Source organism: Nostoc sp. DedQUE02 (assembly GCF_034531035.1).
GTDB lineage: Bacteria > Cyanobacteriota > Cyanobacteriia > Cyanobacteriales > Nostocaceae > Nostoc.
In genome coordinates this window covers 117771-134519 of the sequence record NZ_JAVRBY020000006.1, presented here as the reverse complement: position 1 = coordinate 134519, position 16749 = coordinate 117771, and the positions used below count along the sequence as shown (strand labels likewise).

12 protein-coding genes and 2 pseudogenes are annotated in these 16749 nt (G+C 41.5%); 6 read left to right on the top strand and 8 right to left on the bottom strand.

Features of this window, described 5'->3' with window-relative positions:
• The first annotated feature begins 750 nt into the window (after nucleotides 1–750).
• On the top strand, nucleotides 751–3387 hold the full coding sequence (locus RMX98_RS08465; RefSeq protein ID WP_409881333.1) for a calcium-binding protein: 2637 nt from the start codon (nucleotides 751–753) through the stop codon (nucleotides 3385–3387).
• Nucleotides 3388–3648: 261 nt separating this feature from the next.
• Here RMX98_RS08465 and RMX98_RS08460 read toward each other — a convergent pair whose 3' ends face one another.
• Entirely contained in the window at nucleotides 3649–5412 is a 1764-nt protein-coding gene (locus tag RMX98_RS08460; protein WP_322675871.1) for a WD40 repeat domain-containing protein, read from the bottom strand.
• 412 nt (nucleotides 5413–5824) lie between these two features.
• Nucleotides 5825–6220: a hypothetical protein gene (locus tag RMX98_RS08455; protein ID WP_322675872.1), complete on the bottom strand. Its 396-nt coding sequence runs from the start codon at nucleotides 6218–6220 to the stop codon at nucleotides 5825–5827.
• A 208-nt stretch (nucleotides 6221–6428) separates the two neighbouring features.
• Here RMX98_RS08455 and RMX98_RS08450 point away from each other — a divergent pair, with 208 nt between their 5' ends.
• The gene (locus RMX98_RS08450) at nucleotides 6429–7406 is read left to right on the top strand and encodes a dienelactone hydrolase (protein ID WP_322675873.1); all 978 of its coding nucleotides are present in this window, start codon (nucleotides 6429–6431) and stop codon (nucleotides 7404–7406) included.
• Between the two features lie 11 nt (nucleotides 7407–7417).
• Nucleotides 7418–8095: an SDR family oxidoreductase gene (locus tag RMX98_RS08445; RefSeq protein ID WP_322675874.1), complete on the top strand. Its 678-nt coding sequence runs from the start codon at nucleotides 7418–7420 to the stop codon at nucleotides 8093–8095.
• A gap of 1 nt (nucleotide 8096) precedes the next feature.
• Here RMX98_RS08445 and RMX98_RS08440 read toward each other — a convergent pair whose 3' ends face one another.
• The 6 genes and pseudogenes from RMX98_RS08440 to nrdJ (RMX98_RS08415) form a co-directional block, all read right to left on the bottom strand.
• A complete protein-coding gene (locus tag RMX98_RS08440) occupies nucleotides 8097–9149 on the bottom strand; it encodes an aromatic ring-hydroxylating dioxygenase subunit alpha (RefSeq protein WP_322675875.1) in 1053 nt (350 codons plus the stop codon).
• A 183-nt stretch (nucleotides 9150–9332) separates the two neighbouring features.
• On the bottom strand, nucleotides 9333–9770 hold the full coding sequence (locus RMX98_RS08435) for a secondary thiamine-phosphate synthase enzyme YjbQ (RefSeq protein WP_322675876.1): 438 nt from the start codon (nucleotides 9768–9770) through the stop codon (nucleotides 9333–9335).
• 87 nt (nucleotides 9771–9857) lie between these two features.
• A complete protein-coding gene (locus tag RMX98_RS08430) occupies nucleotides 9858–11048 on the bottom strand; it encodes a pyridoxal phosphate-dependent aminotransferase (RefSeq protein WP_322675877.1) in 1191 nt (396 codons plus the stop codon).
• Between the two features lie 388 nt (nucleotides 11049–11436).
• The gene (locus RMX98_RS08425) at nucleotides 11437–11655 is read right to left on the bottom strand and encodes a hypothetical protein (RefSeq protein ID WP_322675878.1); all 219 of its coding nucleotides are present in this window, start codon (nucleotides 11653–11655) and stop codon (nucleotides 11437–11439) included.
• Nucleotides 11656–11875: 220 nt separating this feature from the next.
• Nucleotides 11876–12949, bottom strand: a pseudogene (gene nrdJ, locus RMX98_RS08420) (ribonucleoside-triphosphate reductase, adenosylcobalamin-dependent); the annotation flags it as partial.
• Nucleotides 12950–13304: 355 nt separating this feature from the next.
• Nucleotides 13305–14534 (bottom strand): annotated as a pseudogene (gene nrdJ / locus RMX98_RS08415) (ribonucleoside-triphosphate reductase, adenosylcobalamin-dependent); the annotation flags it as partial.
• A gap of 498 nt (nucleotides 14535–15032) precedes the next feature.
• Here nrdJ (RMX98_RS08415) and RMX98_RS08410 point away from each other — a divergent pair.
• From RMX98_RS08410 to RMX98_RS08400, 3 genes are all read left to right on the top strand, one after another.
• Entirely contained in the window at nucleotides 15033–15266 is a 234-nt protein-coding gene (locus RMX98_RS08410) for a KGK domain-containing protein (protein ID WP_409880887.1), read from the top strand.
• 60 nt (nucleotides 15267–15326) lie between these two features.
• On the top strand, nucleotides 15327–16325 hold the full coding sequence (gene tilS / locus RMX98_RS08405; protein WP_322675879.1) for a tRNA lysidine(34) synthetase TilS: 999 nt from the start codon (nucleotides 15327–15329) through the stop codon (nucleotides 16323–16325).
• Between the two features lie 218 nt (nucleotides 16326–16543).
• Complete coding sequence (locus RMX98_RS08400) at nucleotides 16544–16711, top strand: hypothetical protein (protein ID WP_322675880.1); 168 nt, start codon at nucleotides 16544–16546, stop codon at nucleotides 16709–16711.
• Nucleotides 16712–16749 lie beyond the last annotated feature (38 nt).

The window sequence follows — 16749 nt, the reverse complement described above, 5'->3', positions numbered from 1 at the left end:
GTATCTGTTAGATGTAGCTTAATCCAGAGGCAGGCATCGTAGCATCCAAAAGAAAAATATGTATTTTCTATCACCCTTTCAAACATTTGCCTACTGCTTTGTGTTTGTTTATTGCCTAGATAAAAGAATATGAAGAATATACAAATATCAGTACTTGTATATGCATTTGGTAAATAATGTGAAGATTATGTGAAGATGGTTATTTGTGCTTAAACATCTAAGTAAAATATTGAGTATGCAGTTATTGTGAGGCTCTTAAGATTTTCTCTATTTTCAAGATTTCTACTCACTAAGAATAGCTCACAATGAAGGCATAAAAATCTCTTTCCCGATCAAGAGCCAACTGTTGATAACTTTCTCTCCTAGTAAGACTTAAGCGCTGGCAAAAAAACAAACATGAAGGATGAATTTTAGGCATTTAATTGTCAAATTTTTTGATGATTGTCAGAGTGATTTATACTGAACAAAGATGATTAATTTAGCATGAAATCACCGATTATCCTGAATGTACATGCTCATGATTTTGTACAGTGCTTAAGATTTAAGTAGTAAGAGAATAGTTAGATAAGTGCGGCATAAATGCTTTTCGATCAGGGAAATTTTCGTGAAATATTACTGTTTCTCAAACATGACGTAGAAAATACGTCAAAAACGTCAAATTTCGGTGAATTGTTTGTGTCCAAAAGTAACACCAAACTCAAGGTTGAGAACTGAAGTTACTGAAAAAATCAATTTAATCAGGTAAAAATTATGGCAAATATCATTGGAACCAACGGTAACGATACTCTAGAAGGTAGTGATGAGGCGGACACAATTAACGGTCTTGCAGGCAACGATACCATATATGGTAATGGATATGGTAACCGTGGTAACGACACCTTAACTGGTGGAGGCGGTAAGGATAAATTTGTTTACTACGACTACTACAACAACAAGAATACTAATATCATCACCGATTTTGGTGGCGTAGGTAAAGGAACAAACCCAACAGCAGCAGTCATTGCCGAAGTGGACACCCTAGAATTTGAGGGCGATGGTGTCACTGCCCAAAATCTACTGCTTACCCAAAATGGCAACAATCTGGAAGTCAGCTTTGAAGGGGATACTGCAACAAGGTTTTTTGGTCCGAAAGTTATCCTGAAAAACTTCAAATTAGAAAACTTGGAGAACCTAAAAGCTTCTGGAGCAACACCAGCGATCGGCAATATCATATTTGATGGCCAGACTAGCATCACAGACAGTTTTAATGTTCTTGATGCCAACTCCACTGATACTAGTATAGGTATCAAGAACACAGTAACCTTTCTCAATGACCTCTCTAACAATATTGTGGGTTTAGACGACTCAAATGATGTCATTAATGGTCAGGGTGGCAATGACATCATTGACGGCTTGAGTGGGAACGACCTTTTAAGAGGTGGTGCGGGGAATGATACTCTCATTGGTGGTACAGGGAATGATACTCTCGTTGGTGGTGTGGGCAATGAATCCCTCGTTGGGGGCAATGAATCCCTGATTGGTGGTACTGGCAACGATTACTTGAATGTTGAATTTTCAACAGGCAATAACACCCTCAACGGTGGTGCTGGTGACGATTACTTAGATGCTGGGGCAACATCTGGCAATAACTTACTTTCTGGAGGCGATGGCAATGATTCTCTTTACGCCTCTATTGTTCGTAACAGCGCCGACCCTTACATCTATTACCCCTCCTCAAGCAATAACACCCTCAACGGTGGCGCTGGTGACGATACTTTGAATGCTCAGTCTCCATCGGGAAATAACTTACTCTTTGGGGGCGATGGTAATGATTCTCTCACCACCTCTGGAATTACAACTTATAGAGGAAACCCTAATTTTAGGGCATCAGGCAATAACACCCTCAACGGTGGTGCTGGTAACGATACCTTGAATGCTGGCATTTCAACAGGGAATAACTTACTCTCTGGGGGTGATGGTAATGATTCTCTCTCCATATCTGGCGATATTATCCACTTGAGCGCTCTAGACTTTTATTACCTTTCTTCAGGTAATAACACTCTCAATGGTGGGGCTGGTGATGATACCTTGAGTGCTGAATATTTTACAGGCAATAACTTATTCTCTGGGGGCGATGGGAATGATTTCTTCTATTTAAACACCACATCCTCAGATACGCCCCTCTCTGATTTAGTGACTCAAACGGTAGATGGAGGTAAGGATGACGATTTGTTGTCCGTTGATTTTTACTCGGCTTCAGGCGGTATCACAACAACATTCAATCCGACTACAAACATTGGAGCAATTACGGCTGGCAAATATCGAGTCAGCTACAAGGATATCGAACGATTAAATATCTCAGGTACTGGATACAATGACAATATTTTAGGGGGCAATGGTAATGATACACTCTCTGGGGGTGATGGTGGCAAAGATACGATCGATGGGGGTAAGGGTGACGATGTGTTGTCCGCCAATTACAATGCTACAGAGGGTATCACAACGACATTCAATGCCACTACTAACATTGGAGCAATTACGGCGGGTACAAGTCGGGTTAGCTACAAGAATATCGAACGATTAAATATCTCAGGTACTGGATACAATGACAGCATTGTTGGCAACAGTGGGAACGATACGCTCTCCCCGGGCACTGGTGGCAAAGATACAATCGATGGGGGAGCAGGTGACGATGTGTTATCCGTTGATTACAGCTATGGTTCCGTGGGTATCACAACAACATTCAATGCCACTACTAACATTGGAACAATTACGGCGGGCACAAGTCGGGTTAGCTACAAGAATATCGAACGATTAAATATCTCAGGTACATATTACAATGACAACATTGTTGGCAACAGTGGAAACGATACTCTTGGCGGAGTCTATGGTAATGGCAATGATACGCTCGATGGGGGAGCAGGTAACGATCGCTTGATTGTTGACTCTTCATCAGGCAATAATCTACTCTCTGGAGGCGATGGCAATGATACTCTTACAGCCAGTGGTGCATCTGGTAAGAACACCCTTCAAGGTGGTAATGGAAATGACTACCTCACAGGTGGTTATGGTAATGATAGCCTTTATGGAGGAGCTGGTACAGATACCTTTGCTTTCAGTACTTTGAATGTTAGTGTAGATAGTCTTTATGACTTCAACACCACTAATGAAATCATTCAGGTATCGGCTGCTGGTTTTGGTGGCGGGTTATCAATAGGTTCACTTAAGACGAGTCAGTTTACCCTTGGAACATCTGCAAGCACTAGCACTCAACGATTTATCTACAACAACATTACAGGTGGACTATTCTTTGACCAAGATGGCAGTGCATCTGGGTTTACTCAGGTAAAATTTGCACAACTATCTACTGGATTATCACTAACCGCAAATAATTTTGTGGTTGTTTAATCATAATTAGCACTCTGCCATCACTAAGTGGTACAGGTTGTGAGATGCCCAAAAGGGCATCTTGCATTCGATTTATCAATGCAATTAGTGTTAACGAAGAGTAGATGTTAGATTTTGTTGCTCAACTTTTAGCATAGGTGTAGATATTTTGCAACTGTTCTTGGCTCTGTTGACTCATGTCTGCGTTTGTGATTCTGGCTGAGATACAATGGTCATATATAAGCGTAGCCCGCCGTAAGAATCGCAAATTACGAATTACCATTAACTACGTTGCCAAATTTTAATTGTCTTATCTAAACTCCCGCTAACCAGCATTTCACCGGAAGCTGTGAAGGCTAATGCTGTAACTATATTCCCATGACCTGTAAATGTACCCAGCAATTCCCCGGTTTGTAGATGCCACAACTTGATAGTTTTATCAGCACTACCGCTCGCGATAATTTGTCCATCGGGACTTAAGGCGATCGCATATACTTTATCTATATGTCCTTTAAGGGTACGAAGTAATTCCCCAGTCTCCAATTGCCAAACTTTAATCGTTTGATCCCAACTACCACTCACGAGCAGTTTAGCATCTGCACTGATTGCTAAGGAACAAACGATGTGAGAATGACCCATAAGGGTATGTAGTGGTTGTGCATCTTTTAAACTTTTGATTCCCGTTTGCGGTGAGGTGCGCCAAACTTTGATTTTGCGGTAGCTACCTGTAACGAGAGTTTCGCCATCTCGACTTAAAACTAGGGAATGAGCAGCTGTATCATCTAAAGAAAGTGCGATCGCAACTTGACGATGCATCAAATCCCAAAAGAGAATTTTCCTGTCATCTCCCCCTGTCGCTAACATTCTGCCATCTGGGGTGAAAGCAGCACACCGCACTACCCCATTGTGTTTGTGCAAAATATCTATCAAGTCTAAAGCGCCTACGTGCCAAAGCTTAATTGTCGAATCTGCACCGCAACTTACTAAAGTTTGTCCATCTGAACTAAAAGCTAGGGAATTCACTTCATCTACCAGCCCAGATATTACCCAAGGATACTCTGATAAGGTCTCTATTAATTCACCCTTGCTTAAATCCCAGAGTTTAGTTTCTCCACGACTACCACTTGCCAAAATGGGTAAGGCTTTGCCATTGTTACACCCGGAACTGAAAGCTAGGCAATTAATGCCTCTGGTGTGTCCTTGCAAAGTCTGCCAGCATTCCCAGTCACCGACTATAGCTTTGAGACAATGTTCTGATGGTAGAATCTGTATTGTATCTGCGATCGCTCTTGAGTTAATTACTGGCGACGTGTCTTTTTTACCCATCAGTGATTCTAAATACCAACTTAACCCGCCTGCATATAACAAATTACTCGGAGTCACATACAGTTTTGGTTCGCTAAATTCAAGTTGATTTGTAGGTAAAAATCCCGTTATTATACTTTGCTTCTCGTAACCTAAATTACCTGTAGATGGATAAAATAAACAAAGAAAAATTAATACTTGGTGATTTTTTAAATCTTCTTGAGTAACTGACCACCTAATTTTGTCTTTCTTAATACCATTAAAACTTTCTCCATCAGCAACGTAAACTTGAACACTTAACTGAGGATGATCTTTGAGTATATAAGGAAATTTACTTTCGCCACCCAAATTTCCCTCGTCATCTAAAATCATGTTTTGCAAAGTATCTTGCGACACCTTTTTTACTAACTTGCCCAAGCGTTCACTTATTACCCTGTCAACAATATGCTCTCGAAAAAGATAATCTTGGGCTTGTTGTTGGAAGTATTTAGGAAAAGGTATCGTCCAGTCAGGAGGCTCAGGATATTCCGGCGGTGTCGGCGGCGGATTTTTAGCGAGAACTTCTGCTTGTTGACGAGAAAGTTCTTGGAGTCTAGCCAATGGCTCGCCCCAAAAGGCTATAACTTCAGTGTGACAACCTTTAACTTGACTTTCCAGCAAAGATAAGTCATAAGTTTTAGGTTTTTTCACACGTTGAAGGAAGTCAATTTGTTGAGCTTTGAGTAAGCTAATCCAATCCATCTACATTCCTGCGGCAAACTATTGCATACCTACGGTAAGCTATACAAACGCAATTACTCAAGTTTATAACCTTAGTTAATTAAAAATTCAGTAATATTAACAGTCTAATAAAACACAGCCATTGACAAATGTTTCCGGGAAAGAGATAGATGGATAGCACTTAGACATTTCATGAACTGATGCAGTTGAAGTATATAGAATTAAATGATATCAGTCAATTCTAACGGAGATAGAGATCGAGATACTGTTTCCCTAGAAACACTTCTGGCTGTAAAGGAAAGTTGAATTTGAGACGGATTTTTAAGATTGGAGTAAGCTTAAGCCAGCAAATAGCTACATAAAAATAACTTAGTAACGATAATTCTCGGAAATATCATCTGAAATCGAAATAATTAGTGACGATTGGCTAATTTTAACCTTTGCGTTTTGGTTGTCTGGGTGTAATACTGACATCAGAAGAGTCGCCAAAAGTATCCCTTGCTTCGATCTGTTTAATTTTCGTTTGCAAGTTCAAGTCATCGCTGCTAACAATTGTTTCTAAATTCGCTAATCTCCGTTCTAGGAGTTCTATTTGCTGCTGTTGCAAATAGTTAGTTTTGGATTTTTGCTCATCAGAACGCCAAACAGCAACTGTACCAACAGCTGCGCCACCAATAGCAACTAAAGGAAGAATAGCACCGCTTCTAGTAACGGCTGACAGTGGGACGCAAACTCCCAGAATCGCTACTGTGATTACCCAAATTCTTGTGGTAGCAGATAATCTGACATCTTGGTATTGTTCTAGATTGGGTTGAGATTTTTTAGCCATAAGTTTATCCAAAGAAAAGTTATTTGCTACATTTGCACAAATGTTGACTAAATTACTTCCTACAATCGGGTTAAGTATAATTGCTATCCTAATATTATTTTTGTAATTATGGTTACTAAGTTATTTACGATCGCTAGATTAGGATTGCTGGGAGTAGTTGTACTGGGTAATAGAAGAATTTTCCGAAAATGATATTAGGAAAAACCAGATGACAGTTGATAATTTTTTCCAAGCTGCTAAAATCGAGGGTTTCCAGTCTCCTTACGATACCATTCACCTGAAAATTTTCTATCCAGCACAGATGCCGAGCCAGATAGAAATAAATAGGGAAATTTTACCAGTTGATTTAGAAAAAGCACCTTTTCCAGTAGTGATTTTCTTCAACGGTTTTAACTGTGATGCTCAACAATATCAATGGTTGGCGGTTAAACTTGCTGAACGTGGACTAGTAGTGATTCTCTTTAACTGGATTGCAGAAGTTATGCCAGGAATAATTAGTCTGACTCCAGGGATTGATTTTGAAAAAAGGAAACCAACAATTTATCGTACTGTTGCGACTGCTTCGGCTTTGCCTACACTGCTAGCGAAAGTTGAACAGTTACAGTCTGAGGGTATTTTAGCTGGAATGCTCGATCTACAACGAATAATTTTAGGTGGACACTCCGCAGGTGGTAGAGTCGCACTCGAAAATGCCGATCCTGATTTTTTCCCTCATATTGTAGCATCTTTTGGCTATGGTTTACACACTGGGGGAACGTTATTACTGGGGTACGAGGCAGGTACTATCTTACCCTTACCAGACTCCCTACCACTTCTACTTATGGGAGGAACCTGTGATGGAATAATTGCGAACAGCTGCGATCGCTATGGTATAAGTCCTGGAAATGCTACCACCCCAGTCATCCGTACATTCCAAGAAGCAATTACTGGCGGACGAAATGATAGTTATCTACTACTTTTAGAAGGGGCAAATCACTTTTCGATAAATCAGCCAGACTCCACCTCAAAGACACCCTTGCTGGACTTTCCCGCCACCCAACCTCAAGAAAGTTTCCGTTTGCTGATGGGTGAAATCATTAGTTTGTTTATTGACACTCATGTTCGCCATCAACCAGAAGCATCTCAGTCGCTTGAGCAATTATTAAATACTGCCAATCCTCTGATAAAATCCTTTGAGCGTAAATAATTAAATTTATTATGACAAGTGCATCTTATATTTTTCTGGCTGGAGCAAGTCGCGGTGTTGGTCGAGAAATTGCTCAATATCTGACAGCGCAACAGCTAAAGGTAAAAGCACTCTTGAGAACAGCAGCAGTTGCTAATGAACTAGAAAAAATCGGTGTTGAGGTAGTTTTGGGAGATGCCTTGAATCTTGGCGATGTCGAACGCGCCATCGTCACAGATGAACCTATTCACACCGTTATCAGTACAATTGGCGGTTTACCATCAGATGTAGAAAGACCAGATTACCCTGGTAATCGAAATCTGATCGATGCAGCAGTGAAAGCTGGGGTGCAAAAGTTTATTCTTGTATCTTCCATAGGCGTTGGCAGTAGTGTTGTTGCTGCCTCACCCCAAGTTTTAGAGGTACTGGGAAAAGTTTTAGCCGAGAAAGACAAAGCTGAACAACACTTAATTGCCAGTGGACTCACCTATACAATCATCCGTCCTGGTGGACTCAAGTCAGAACCAGCAACGGGTAATGGCGTTTTGACCGAAGATCCGCACATTATTGGTAGCATTAATCGTGCAGATGTCGCGCAGTTAGTTGGTCGCAGTTTAAATAGCGATCGCGCCAATAATAAAATATTGTCAGCCGTAGACCGAAATATGCTATTCGGACAAAGAGAATTTGCCGAATTTACTTTGGAGTAATTTAAGCACGCCAGCGCAGTATTTGACCCTTGACAGGATTGACAAATTCTCGTCCTTCAGCCACAGAACGAGCATATTCCCGCTTTAACTGGTAGTACCACTGCGCCTGCATATCTGAGTCTTTAATCAGCCGTAGCACAGGATTATATTTCAAACCAATTTGCTGTTTTTCCACAACCGTTCGGTCTTGGCCAATGAAAGTCCGCGCCAGCACGTGTAACAGTGGCTTGAAAAATCCTACCCAAGGAAGTGTCCAGTAAAGAGCAAAAGTTACCTCCGTTTCTGTGTCTGAAATCGGTGTAACTGCTGTCAAATTAACGACTCGATTATTACCAATGGTGGTTTCTTCAATTCTGACTCCAGGTAAACGAAAAGAAATCTCTGTTTCTGGGACACCACCGCCAATCAGCCAGTATAATCTACCCCCATTTGCTGGTAATCGATGTCGTCGCATCGTAAAGCCGTAGGACGAAGCATCAAATTGCTTTACTTCTTCGTGCAATTGCTCATTTCGCCACCACCAAGCGCGATGAACATAAGGTGAATGAGCCGGGTCCATCAGACCTACCACTGCATGATCTATGAAACAAGGGAATTTTACCACCTCTACAAACTGGTGAGAGCGATCGCCAAACCCTGGAATTACCGGAATTTCCATCTCAGATGCAGGTTGAGGGTTATCGGGATCGGGCATATATATCCAGATATTTCCTTGGGCTTCGCGAACACTATATGACTGCACATCAAAGCGACTCAAATCCATTTGCTGTTCCTCCACAAGAGAAGGTATCGCAGTACAGCGCCCAGCAGAGTTAAAGCGCCAACCGTGGTAACAGCATTCAACTTCTTGCCCATTGAATCTCCCACAACTCAAGGGCACACCACGATGGGGACAAATGTCCGTCATTGCAGACACTTTGCCATCTTGGCCGCGAACTAACAGCACCGGTTCTCCTAAGAAAATGCGGCTGATCATCATACCTGGCTTGATTTGATTGCTAGGCAGGGCATAGTACCAAGTATTACGTAATACAAAATTATCGTTATTTTTCATAACTAATGGCCTTTGCCTTTGACACAACAAAAGTCCTGGTTTGTGGAAAGGAAGGTGATGCTGGAAAACATTCTTTCAGGTTTTTAATTGCTGTAGGTAACTTCAACTGATGTACTGATTACTCGTGTTCGTAATTCTCTCAGATTTAGGTTGTTCTCAGAGCATTGCGGGTATGAAATTGCATTATTCTCCAGAAATTTGTAAAAATATCGTTCTTTTACGCGGGCCATCCAACTCAAAAAACAACACAGATTGCCAGGTTCCCAAAGCTAATTTACCATCCACAATGGGAATTATCTCACTCGTGGTCAGCATCATTGCCATCAAATGAGAGTGAGCATTAATCGGCTCATCTTGCGGGACATCTCTTAAATGCAAGTCATTATGCAAATAACGGTCTGATTCTGGTGCTAATTTCTGCAAGAATACTTTTATATCTTCTAATAATCTGACTTCATTTTCGTTGATAGCTAAGGCTGTTGTAGTGTGTCGAGAAAATACTAAAACTTGTCCATTTTTAATTGATGTTGAGGCAATAAAATCTTGAATTTGTGGGGTGATATTATGAATATTAATTTTTGGCTCAGTTTCAATTTCAATTAACTTATTAATAATTGGCATCTGTTGAATTTTATATTTGAGATTGGAGGCAGGAGGCAGGAGGTAGGAGGCAGGGGACAGGGGGCAGGAGGCAGGAATGGATGACTCCTAGTTTCTAACTATAGTTTCCAAACCTTGTACTAATCTCTCTATACCTTCTTTTGCCGTATCTTTTTGCAACGCCCCATAAGCAACACGTAAATAGCATCCGTCATCTATGCCAAAGGTTGTACCTGGAATAACTGCGACTTTATGCTCCTGGATCAGTTTTTTAACTAACTCAAAAGCATCCATTTGGGTATGAACTTTAAGAAAAAAGTAAAAAGCGCCATTTGCAGGAATAATGCTACATAAGCCTTGTAGACGATTAAGGGAGTCTAATACTAGTTGGCGTACTTGAGCGATGCCTACGGCGGGCTGCGCCAACGCTCCTATATGACTCTTCAAATAATCCTCTTTTGCCTGCAATGCCCCTAAAGCTGCATATTGAGAAATGACTGGCGGACAAATCAAAATTGTATCTTGGACTTTTTTAACAGCGACAAGTAAGTGTTTAGGAATCACCATGTAGCCAATGCGCCAACTAGCAAAACCGTATGCTTTGGAAAGGCTATAGAGAGAAATGGTGTACTCGCTACTATTACTAAATGCACCAGGGGAAATGTGTTTTACCCCGTTATAAGTAAAGTATTCATAAGCTTCATCGCTGATGTGGTAAATACTGTGAGTAGCACAAATTTGATTTACTTGGCGCAATGCGGCTTCAGAATAGACAACTCCAGTGGGATTATTCGGTGAAATTGTCACCACAGCCCGTGTTTTGGGTGTAATTGCTTGAGCGATCGCTTCTGGGCATAGTTGGTAATTTTCATCTGTCGCCACTAACACTGCACGACAACCAGCCATTGCGATCGCCATTTCATGGTTGAAATAGTAGGGGGTATTCAGAATAATTTCATCGCCTGGGTTAGTAATAGCCAGAATGGCATTCATAAATCCCATATTGCTCCCTGCTGTCACAACGATGCAGTTTTCACCGTTGATTTCAATCCTGTTGAAGGCTTGCAATTTTCCTGCAAGTGTTGTCAGTAAAGGGGGAATTCCCTCAACTGATTTGTATAAATTATTGGCTGGTTCGGCTAAAAATTTGGACAAAAATTCTATGGCTTCCGGTGGTGGGTTGTAAGAAACAACACCTTGTCCTAGAGAGATGGTTCCAGGGGAGTTTTTAATCAGTTCCCCAACCACAGGAATAATCGGTGACTGTACCGCCTGCATACGAGAGGTTAGGGATTCCATGTTTTCATGCCTATTTATCTGATTTTAGTATCTTTTGCTAAGGAAGCAATTGACTAGTACCACAAGGCAAAAGTCAAAAGTCAAAATGGATACAGAGCAAGAGTTTCATTGATTTAGAATAGGTAGTTTATTTAGGGACTTCCAAATAAAAAACTCACGAAAAAACTCTCTCTTCCTTATTCCTCTGTGTTCTCTGTGTCTGGAGTGGTTCGTTTCATTTGGGTAATTTATTTCTTGGAAGTCTCTTACGCCGTAGTGTACTAGTAGTCATATATCCCGACTGCTCTTTATTGAAAGAGACGCAAAGAGCAACAGAGTAGAAGATATGGAGAATTCCTCTCTCAAATTCCTATGTAAGTGCATCCCCGCGTCTCCCGAATTTCAAAATTTAGTCAATCGAAATCTGCTGAGGGCCGGTGGCTTTGCCATTATGTGCCTCCGTTGTGTTACTGGTGTAACTATTCGAGCGGATCTGTTTATCTAGCCAGCCTTTAACGGGATCGTCTGCAAGATTGAGCCGAAGCACACCAGAGAAAAAACCACCCACAAATGAGACTGGATGCTGAGTAAATTCTTTGAATATAGGTGACAATTCATTAATGAACATTAAGAGACTCCTGGCACTGCCGTAAAAAGTTATTACTTCTTAATTGATCGTAACGTGTTGAGCGATGTAGGGTATGGGGCATTAGGCAAAACCCTTCGGGTAGGAAAAAGGGAAAAGGGAAAAGGAGGGAGCTTTCCTTTCCCCTTTGCCCCTTGCCCTTTCCCCTTTGGCGTTGCCATCTCCCCCTGCTCCCTTATCCCCACTCCCTAATCATTTCGCCTTATGAGCTTGGTTGCTGATCGGGAAACATACACTTATCAGAATCACAACCACTAGGGCCAGCTTCTGCCATTTCACCTAAATCGTAGCGACTTAAGACTGCACAGAAATCATCTGTTTTGCGTCGTGCTTTGACTTCTTGATTCAAGCGGTTATAGGTTAATTTGTCTATTGGTTCAAACGGCAAACGTGGGAATGATTGCAGATCGTCAAAACGGGCTAAAAGAGCGGCTGAAATATATCCTTCATCATTCTGGATAGTTTCGTAGATGCGCTGTCCTAATGGTTCGATTTCATCAGAGCGAAGTTCTAAAGTTGCTGATGTATTGTGAGTCACGTACCAACGTTGAACCTGAAGGACAAAATCAAATTGGGCTAAGACTGAAAACTTAGAAACATCAATTTCATCAGCCCCTGGTAAATCAGCCCAAGATACAGAAACAGGGATTTCTACTAACCATTCACTCACCCGTGAATCAAAGGGATCGTTAAGCAAATTGCCTTGTTCATCTTTGTCTGATTGAGAGGGAATGACATTGTAACCATAGTCAATACAAGCTAAAGCTACTGGGTCATTTTTGCCGAAGGTAATGCGGCGAATAAATCTTTGCGCTTTGGGAGGATGCCACCCTGAACTAGCATTAGTTAATAATGCTTTTGTGCCACTAGGTTGAACTGTGGTACAGCGATTTGGACGCTTAAGATTGTGGCGATCGCAGTAATCCCAAACTACCCGATGTACAATATCTCTCCAAGAACTGAGATATTTCTCTTCCTCGCGCTTGAAAGCTAATCCTTGTGGAGTTGCAGGTCTTCCTGCTTCCCACCAGCGCAGCCAATCAACACCAAAAGCATGGACAAAGAAATCAAATAAACCTGTAAAAGAAACTCCCACAATCGGGTCTAGTTCACGGCTGTATTGATAGCGTGGTTCCAGGAATTTGTGATTTAAAAGTGCCGCTACAGATAGCGCTCCAGCAGTGAAAGCCTCCTCTTGTTCTTTGTAGTTATGTGGATCGATTTGATTGAGGTGAACCTCTGACAAATTGCAGTGAAAATTACTACCGATGATTTCCTTTCTTTGTTACCCTAAAGGCTTTTTATCCCCTAGTTCTACTGCTTGATTATTTGCAGTAGCTCCGCGTACCTTTTACAGATGTGACTTCAGATAATAAAAGTGTTTCGGCTCCCTTCTCTACGAGAGGCTGCGCCAACGGCTACACTCAGGGCAAGCCGCTCAACACAAGTGTTTTTCACATCCGCCCCCGCACTCTTGGAGAGATTATATTCTAGACACTAATTTCGGATGTAATCTAGTTTCACTCTCTACGCTGTACGGTGTCAAAGACTTTTTAATTCCTTTGATTACCACGGGATTAGCATCTCAGCTTTCCCCGTTTTTGCGAGGTTTTTAACGTGAGGCAAAATCACTTACCACACGGATTTAGCCCATAGCGAGCTAAACGATGTTCTAACTCACTAGCATCAAGATTTGAATAACGTTCTTTTAACCACTGTTTTGCTGTTCCTTGTTCATAAGCTTGTAAAAACTCAACTTTCAGAGCGTGTGTTGGCAGCAAATCAATATTCGATCGCGCGACAGCTTCACCAGCCCATTGAATCGCTCCCTCGCCACTATAATATTGTTTGCGGACGGCATTAAGACATTCTTCTAAGGTCGGCTTGCGGTGAAAAACTCTGGTATGGTTTGCCATCCTAAGTGCATCACGCTCTGGATCAATTCGCCAGTTGCCACTTTCATCTTGCTGCCATAAGTTATCTTTAGCAGTGGCTCCTTGTTCATCGTCAGCAAGAAACTGACGCATCCCCGCGCTTCTTCGGATGTTACCTGCAACAATTGTTACAGCAGCTTGGTCGATTAATAGACAGCATTCAACTGAATTTAATTGTCTTCCTCTGGCTTTATTCAGGATGGAGGCACAACGCTGATAGAGTCCGGGTAATTTAACAGGATTAGCAACTCCTCCAAAGCCCTTGAGAGTTTCTCCTGATTTTCGGACATCACTGATATCAACTAGTACTTCAACTTCTGCTGAAAATTGCTGCTCAGTGGAGAGTTCTAATAAGGCTTGATATGATTCAACCCAACCTTCACGGCTATCTCCAACGTGAATAGTGACGTTATTGCCTTGTATATGAGTTTGAGTATATTCACGCCGTTGTTGCACAGGAGTGCTGCCAATCTCACCTGTTACAGTGACATTCAGATGATTACGGATAGGAGGTAACTGGTTAATAAATTGTGGTTCTAGGACGGCTCCAGTACCACAGCCCATCATTGCCAAATCCATCATTAACCCGAAGGCACTCCAGTCTTCGAGATTGGTAGAGGTGCAATTATAAGCCCCGGAAAAGTTTTTTGGCTTGGTTATCCAATCTGTACCACCAACCCATAGCCAGCGCCCACTCGGCATAGCTTTCAACTTACGCTGCATCTTATCAAGTGTGGCAGCTTCTTCTTGAGTTAGCTTTCCCAACTCGACTAAGCCAAGTATAGTGCGATCGCATACCTCATCCCATGTTTCCCTTAGTCCCGCCTTTGTACGGCGGCTATAAGTTCTAAAAAATACAGGATTAGCAGCCGGTGCAGTTTCTGGAAACTTTGCACTCTGGCGTGTTCTTTCGAGATTCTGAACCATATATTAAGTGTCTTGCGTTCTTCTTGCATGCGGACAGATTATGACTATACGCCAAGTAGTTTGAGTATTAAAGATTGTCAAATTGTCCACTTTACGCTAGCTCTAACCTGTACTAATTACGATATAAATTTATGATGTATAATATTCCTCACCCTTGGGTAAGAAATATATACTAGGTTTTAATTAGCACATATTTAGCTATGAGTAAATAATCTCTATCGCCTCATCTTCAGATTGGTAATCATTACTCAACGCTCAGTATTCAGGAATCTTCATTACTTTCTCACAGACAGTTAAACAAATTGTGGCTGCAAGTTGAATCCAAACAATTAATTGCGAATTCTTGGGAACTATAAATTTAGTTACAGGAAATTGATTATGAATGATGAATGGGAACCTCTAAATGTTGATGATGATGTTGTGCATTTTCACCAAGAAGCATTTGAAAACTTACCTCGAACTCAAATAGCGTTTCAGTTATTAAAGTAAGTCAAGAAAATTTGGGCAAAACACTGTACATCTTCAGGAGCAAGAGTATTTGGAGAAGGATTTGAATGTTGTGTTTTAATACCTGGTCAACAATGGCAAACAGGTAAAATTAGAGTTCGTCTAGAATTTTGCCCTGATGAAACTGAAATCGAAGACAAACAAGAAGATAATCAATTAAAAATCAAACAGGAAAGCTCTGTGCTCGACGACCTTCGGCAACAACTCAATAAAAGCGAAAATTAATACCAAAATTGAGACACCGATATAATAGAAAATTATCTTTGTCTGTGTGCGCGGAAAAAAATGGTATGGACTCCCCTACATGCAAAAATACATCGCACCATCCGATCGCGCCACTTATTTGAGCGCAATCAACGGCTATTAATCGCTGTCTCCGGCGGACAAGATTCTTTGTGTTTAATAAAATTACTTTTAGATTTACAATCCAAATGGGGATGGTATCTAGGTATTGCTCACTGCGATCATCGTTGGCGTTCTGACTCCGAAGCTAATGCTCATCATGTCGAAAATTTAGCTAAAACTTGGGAAACATCCTTTTATTTAGAAACAGCGAACCAACCGATAAATAGTGAAGCTGCTGCACGCGATTGGCGCTATCAAGCTTTAAATGCGATCGCCCAAGCAAATAATTATCAATATATAGTTACAGGACACACGAAGAGCGATCGCGCCGAAACTCTTCTCTACAATTTAATTCGCGGCACTGGTGCTGATGGCTTACAAGCCTTGACTTGGCAACGCCCTCTAACTACAGGTATTGTCTTAGTGCGTCCACTTTTAGAAATTACTCGCATACAAACAGAGCAATTTTGTCAAGAATTTAAATTACCAATTTGGGAAGATTCCACCAATCAAGATTTGCAATATGCCCGCAATCGCATTCGCCAAGAATTAATACCATATTTGCGAGAGAATTTCAACCCTCAAGTAGAATCAGCCTTAGCCCAAACAGCAGAACTTCTCCAAGCGGAAGTGGAATATTTGGAAAAAGCTGCCCGGGAGTTGCGTGAAAAGGCTATGGAAACGGGCATTGGGTATGAAGAAGATTCCCTTACTCTTCTTCCCTTGAGGTTAAATCGTCGGGTATTGCAGAAAGCACCACTGGCTCTGCAACGTCGTGCGATGCGTCAAGTGTTGCAGCAAATACTGACTGATGCGCCCAGTTTTGAACACATTGAAAAATTAACGGCTTTAATTATAGCGCCCAACCGATCGCAAACCGATCCATTTCCCGGTGGTGCGATCGCTCAAGTAGAAGGCGACTGGATCTGTTTGAAATAGTTTTGAGTATTGCTATTGCAAAGCAGGGAGAGGTTTGTCGAATTTATGTTAAATCACACTCTCGCGTTCTTCTAAATTGCTATCAAAATTTATTAATAGCGATCGCTCGGCATAGATCCTGATTCTCTGTCCTGAATTGCTATCAACACTCATTCACGAGTATTAAAGACTCTCGCACGAATATCAAAGACTCGCCGACGAATATCAAAGATTCTCCCGTGAATATCAAAGACTCTCGCGTGAATATCAAAGACTCTCGCGCGAATATCAAAGACTCTCGCGCGAATATCAAAGATTCGCCGACGAATATCAAACATTCTCACGCGAATATCAAAGACTCATTCATGAGTATCCAAGACTCATTACAGCAGTTTTCATTTACCTAAATCACACTCATGCCTTCTTCTTTGCGCCTTTGCGCCTC

Excerpts from the sequence above, each read along its gene's own strand:
- RMX98_RS08440 (WP_322675875.1), bottom strand. The coding sequence starts at position 9,149 with ATGAAAAATAACGATAATTTTGTATTACGTAATACTTGGTACTATGCC.
- RMX98_RS08445 (WP_322675874.1), top strand. The coding sequence starts at position 7,418 with ATGACAAGTGCATCTTATATTTTTCTGGCTGGAGCAAGTCGCGGTGTT.
- RMX98_RS08460 (WP_322675871.1), bottom strand. The coding sequence starts at position 5,412 with ATGGATTGGATTAGCTTACTCAAAGCTCAACAAATTGACTTCCTTCAA.
- RMX98_RS08430 (WP_322675877.1), bottom strand. The coding sequence starts at position 11,048 with ATGGAATCCCTAACCTCTCGTATGCAGGCGGTACAGTCACCGATTATT.
- RMX98_RS08450 (WP_322675873.1), top strand. The coding sequence starts at position 6,429 with ATGACAGTTGATAATTTTTTCCAAGCTGCTAAAATCGAGGGTTTCCAG.
- RMX98_RS08425 (WP_322675878.1), bottom strand. The coding sequence starts at position 11,655 with ATGTTCATTAATGAATTGTCACCTATATTCAAAGAATTTACTCAGCAT.
- RMX98_RS08465 (WP_409881333.1), top strand. The coding sequence starts at position 751 with ATGGCAAATATCATTGGAACCAACGGTAACGATACTCTAGAAGGTAGT.
- RMX98_RS08455 (WP_322675872.1), bottom strand. The coding sequence starts at position 6,220 with ATGGCTAAAAAATCTCAACCCAATCTAGAACAATACCAAGATGTCAGA.
- RMX98_RS08435 (WP_322675876.1), bottom strand. The coding sequence starts at position 9,770 with ATGCCAATTATTAATAAGTTAATTGAAATTGAAACTGAGCCAAAAATT.
- tilS (WP_322675879.1), top strand. The coding sequence starts at position 15,327 with ATGGTATGGACTCCCCTACATGCAAAAATACATCGCACCATCCGATCG.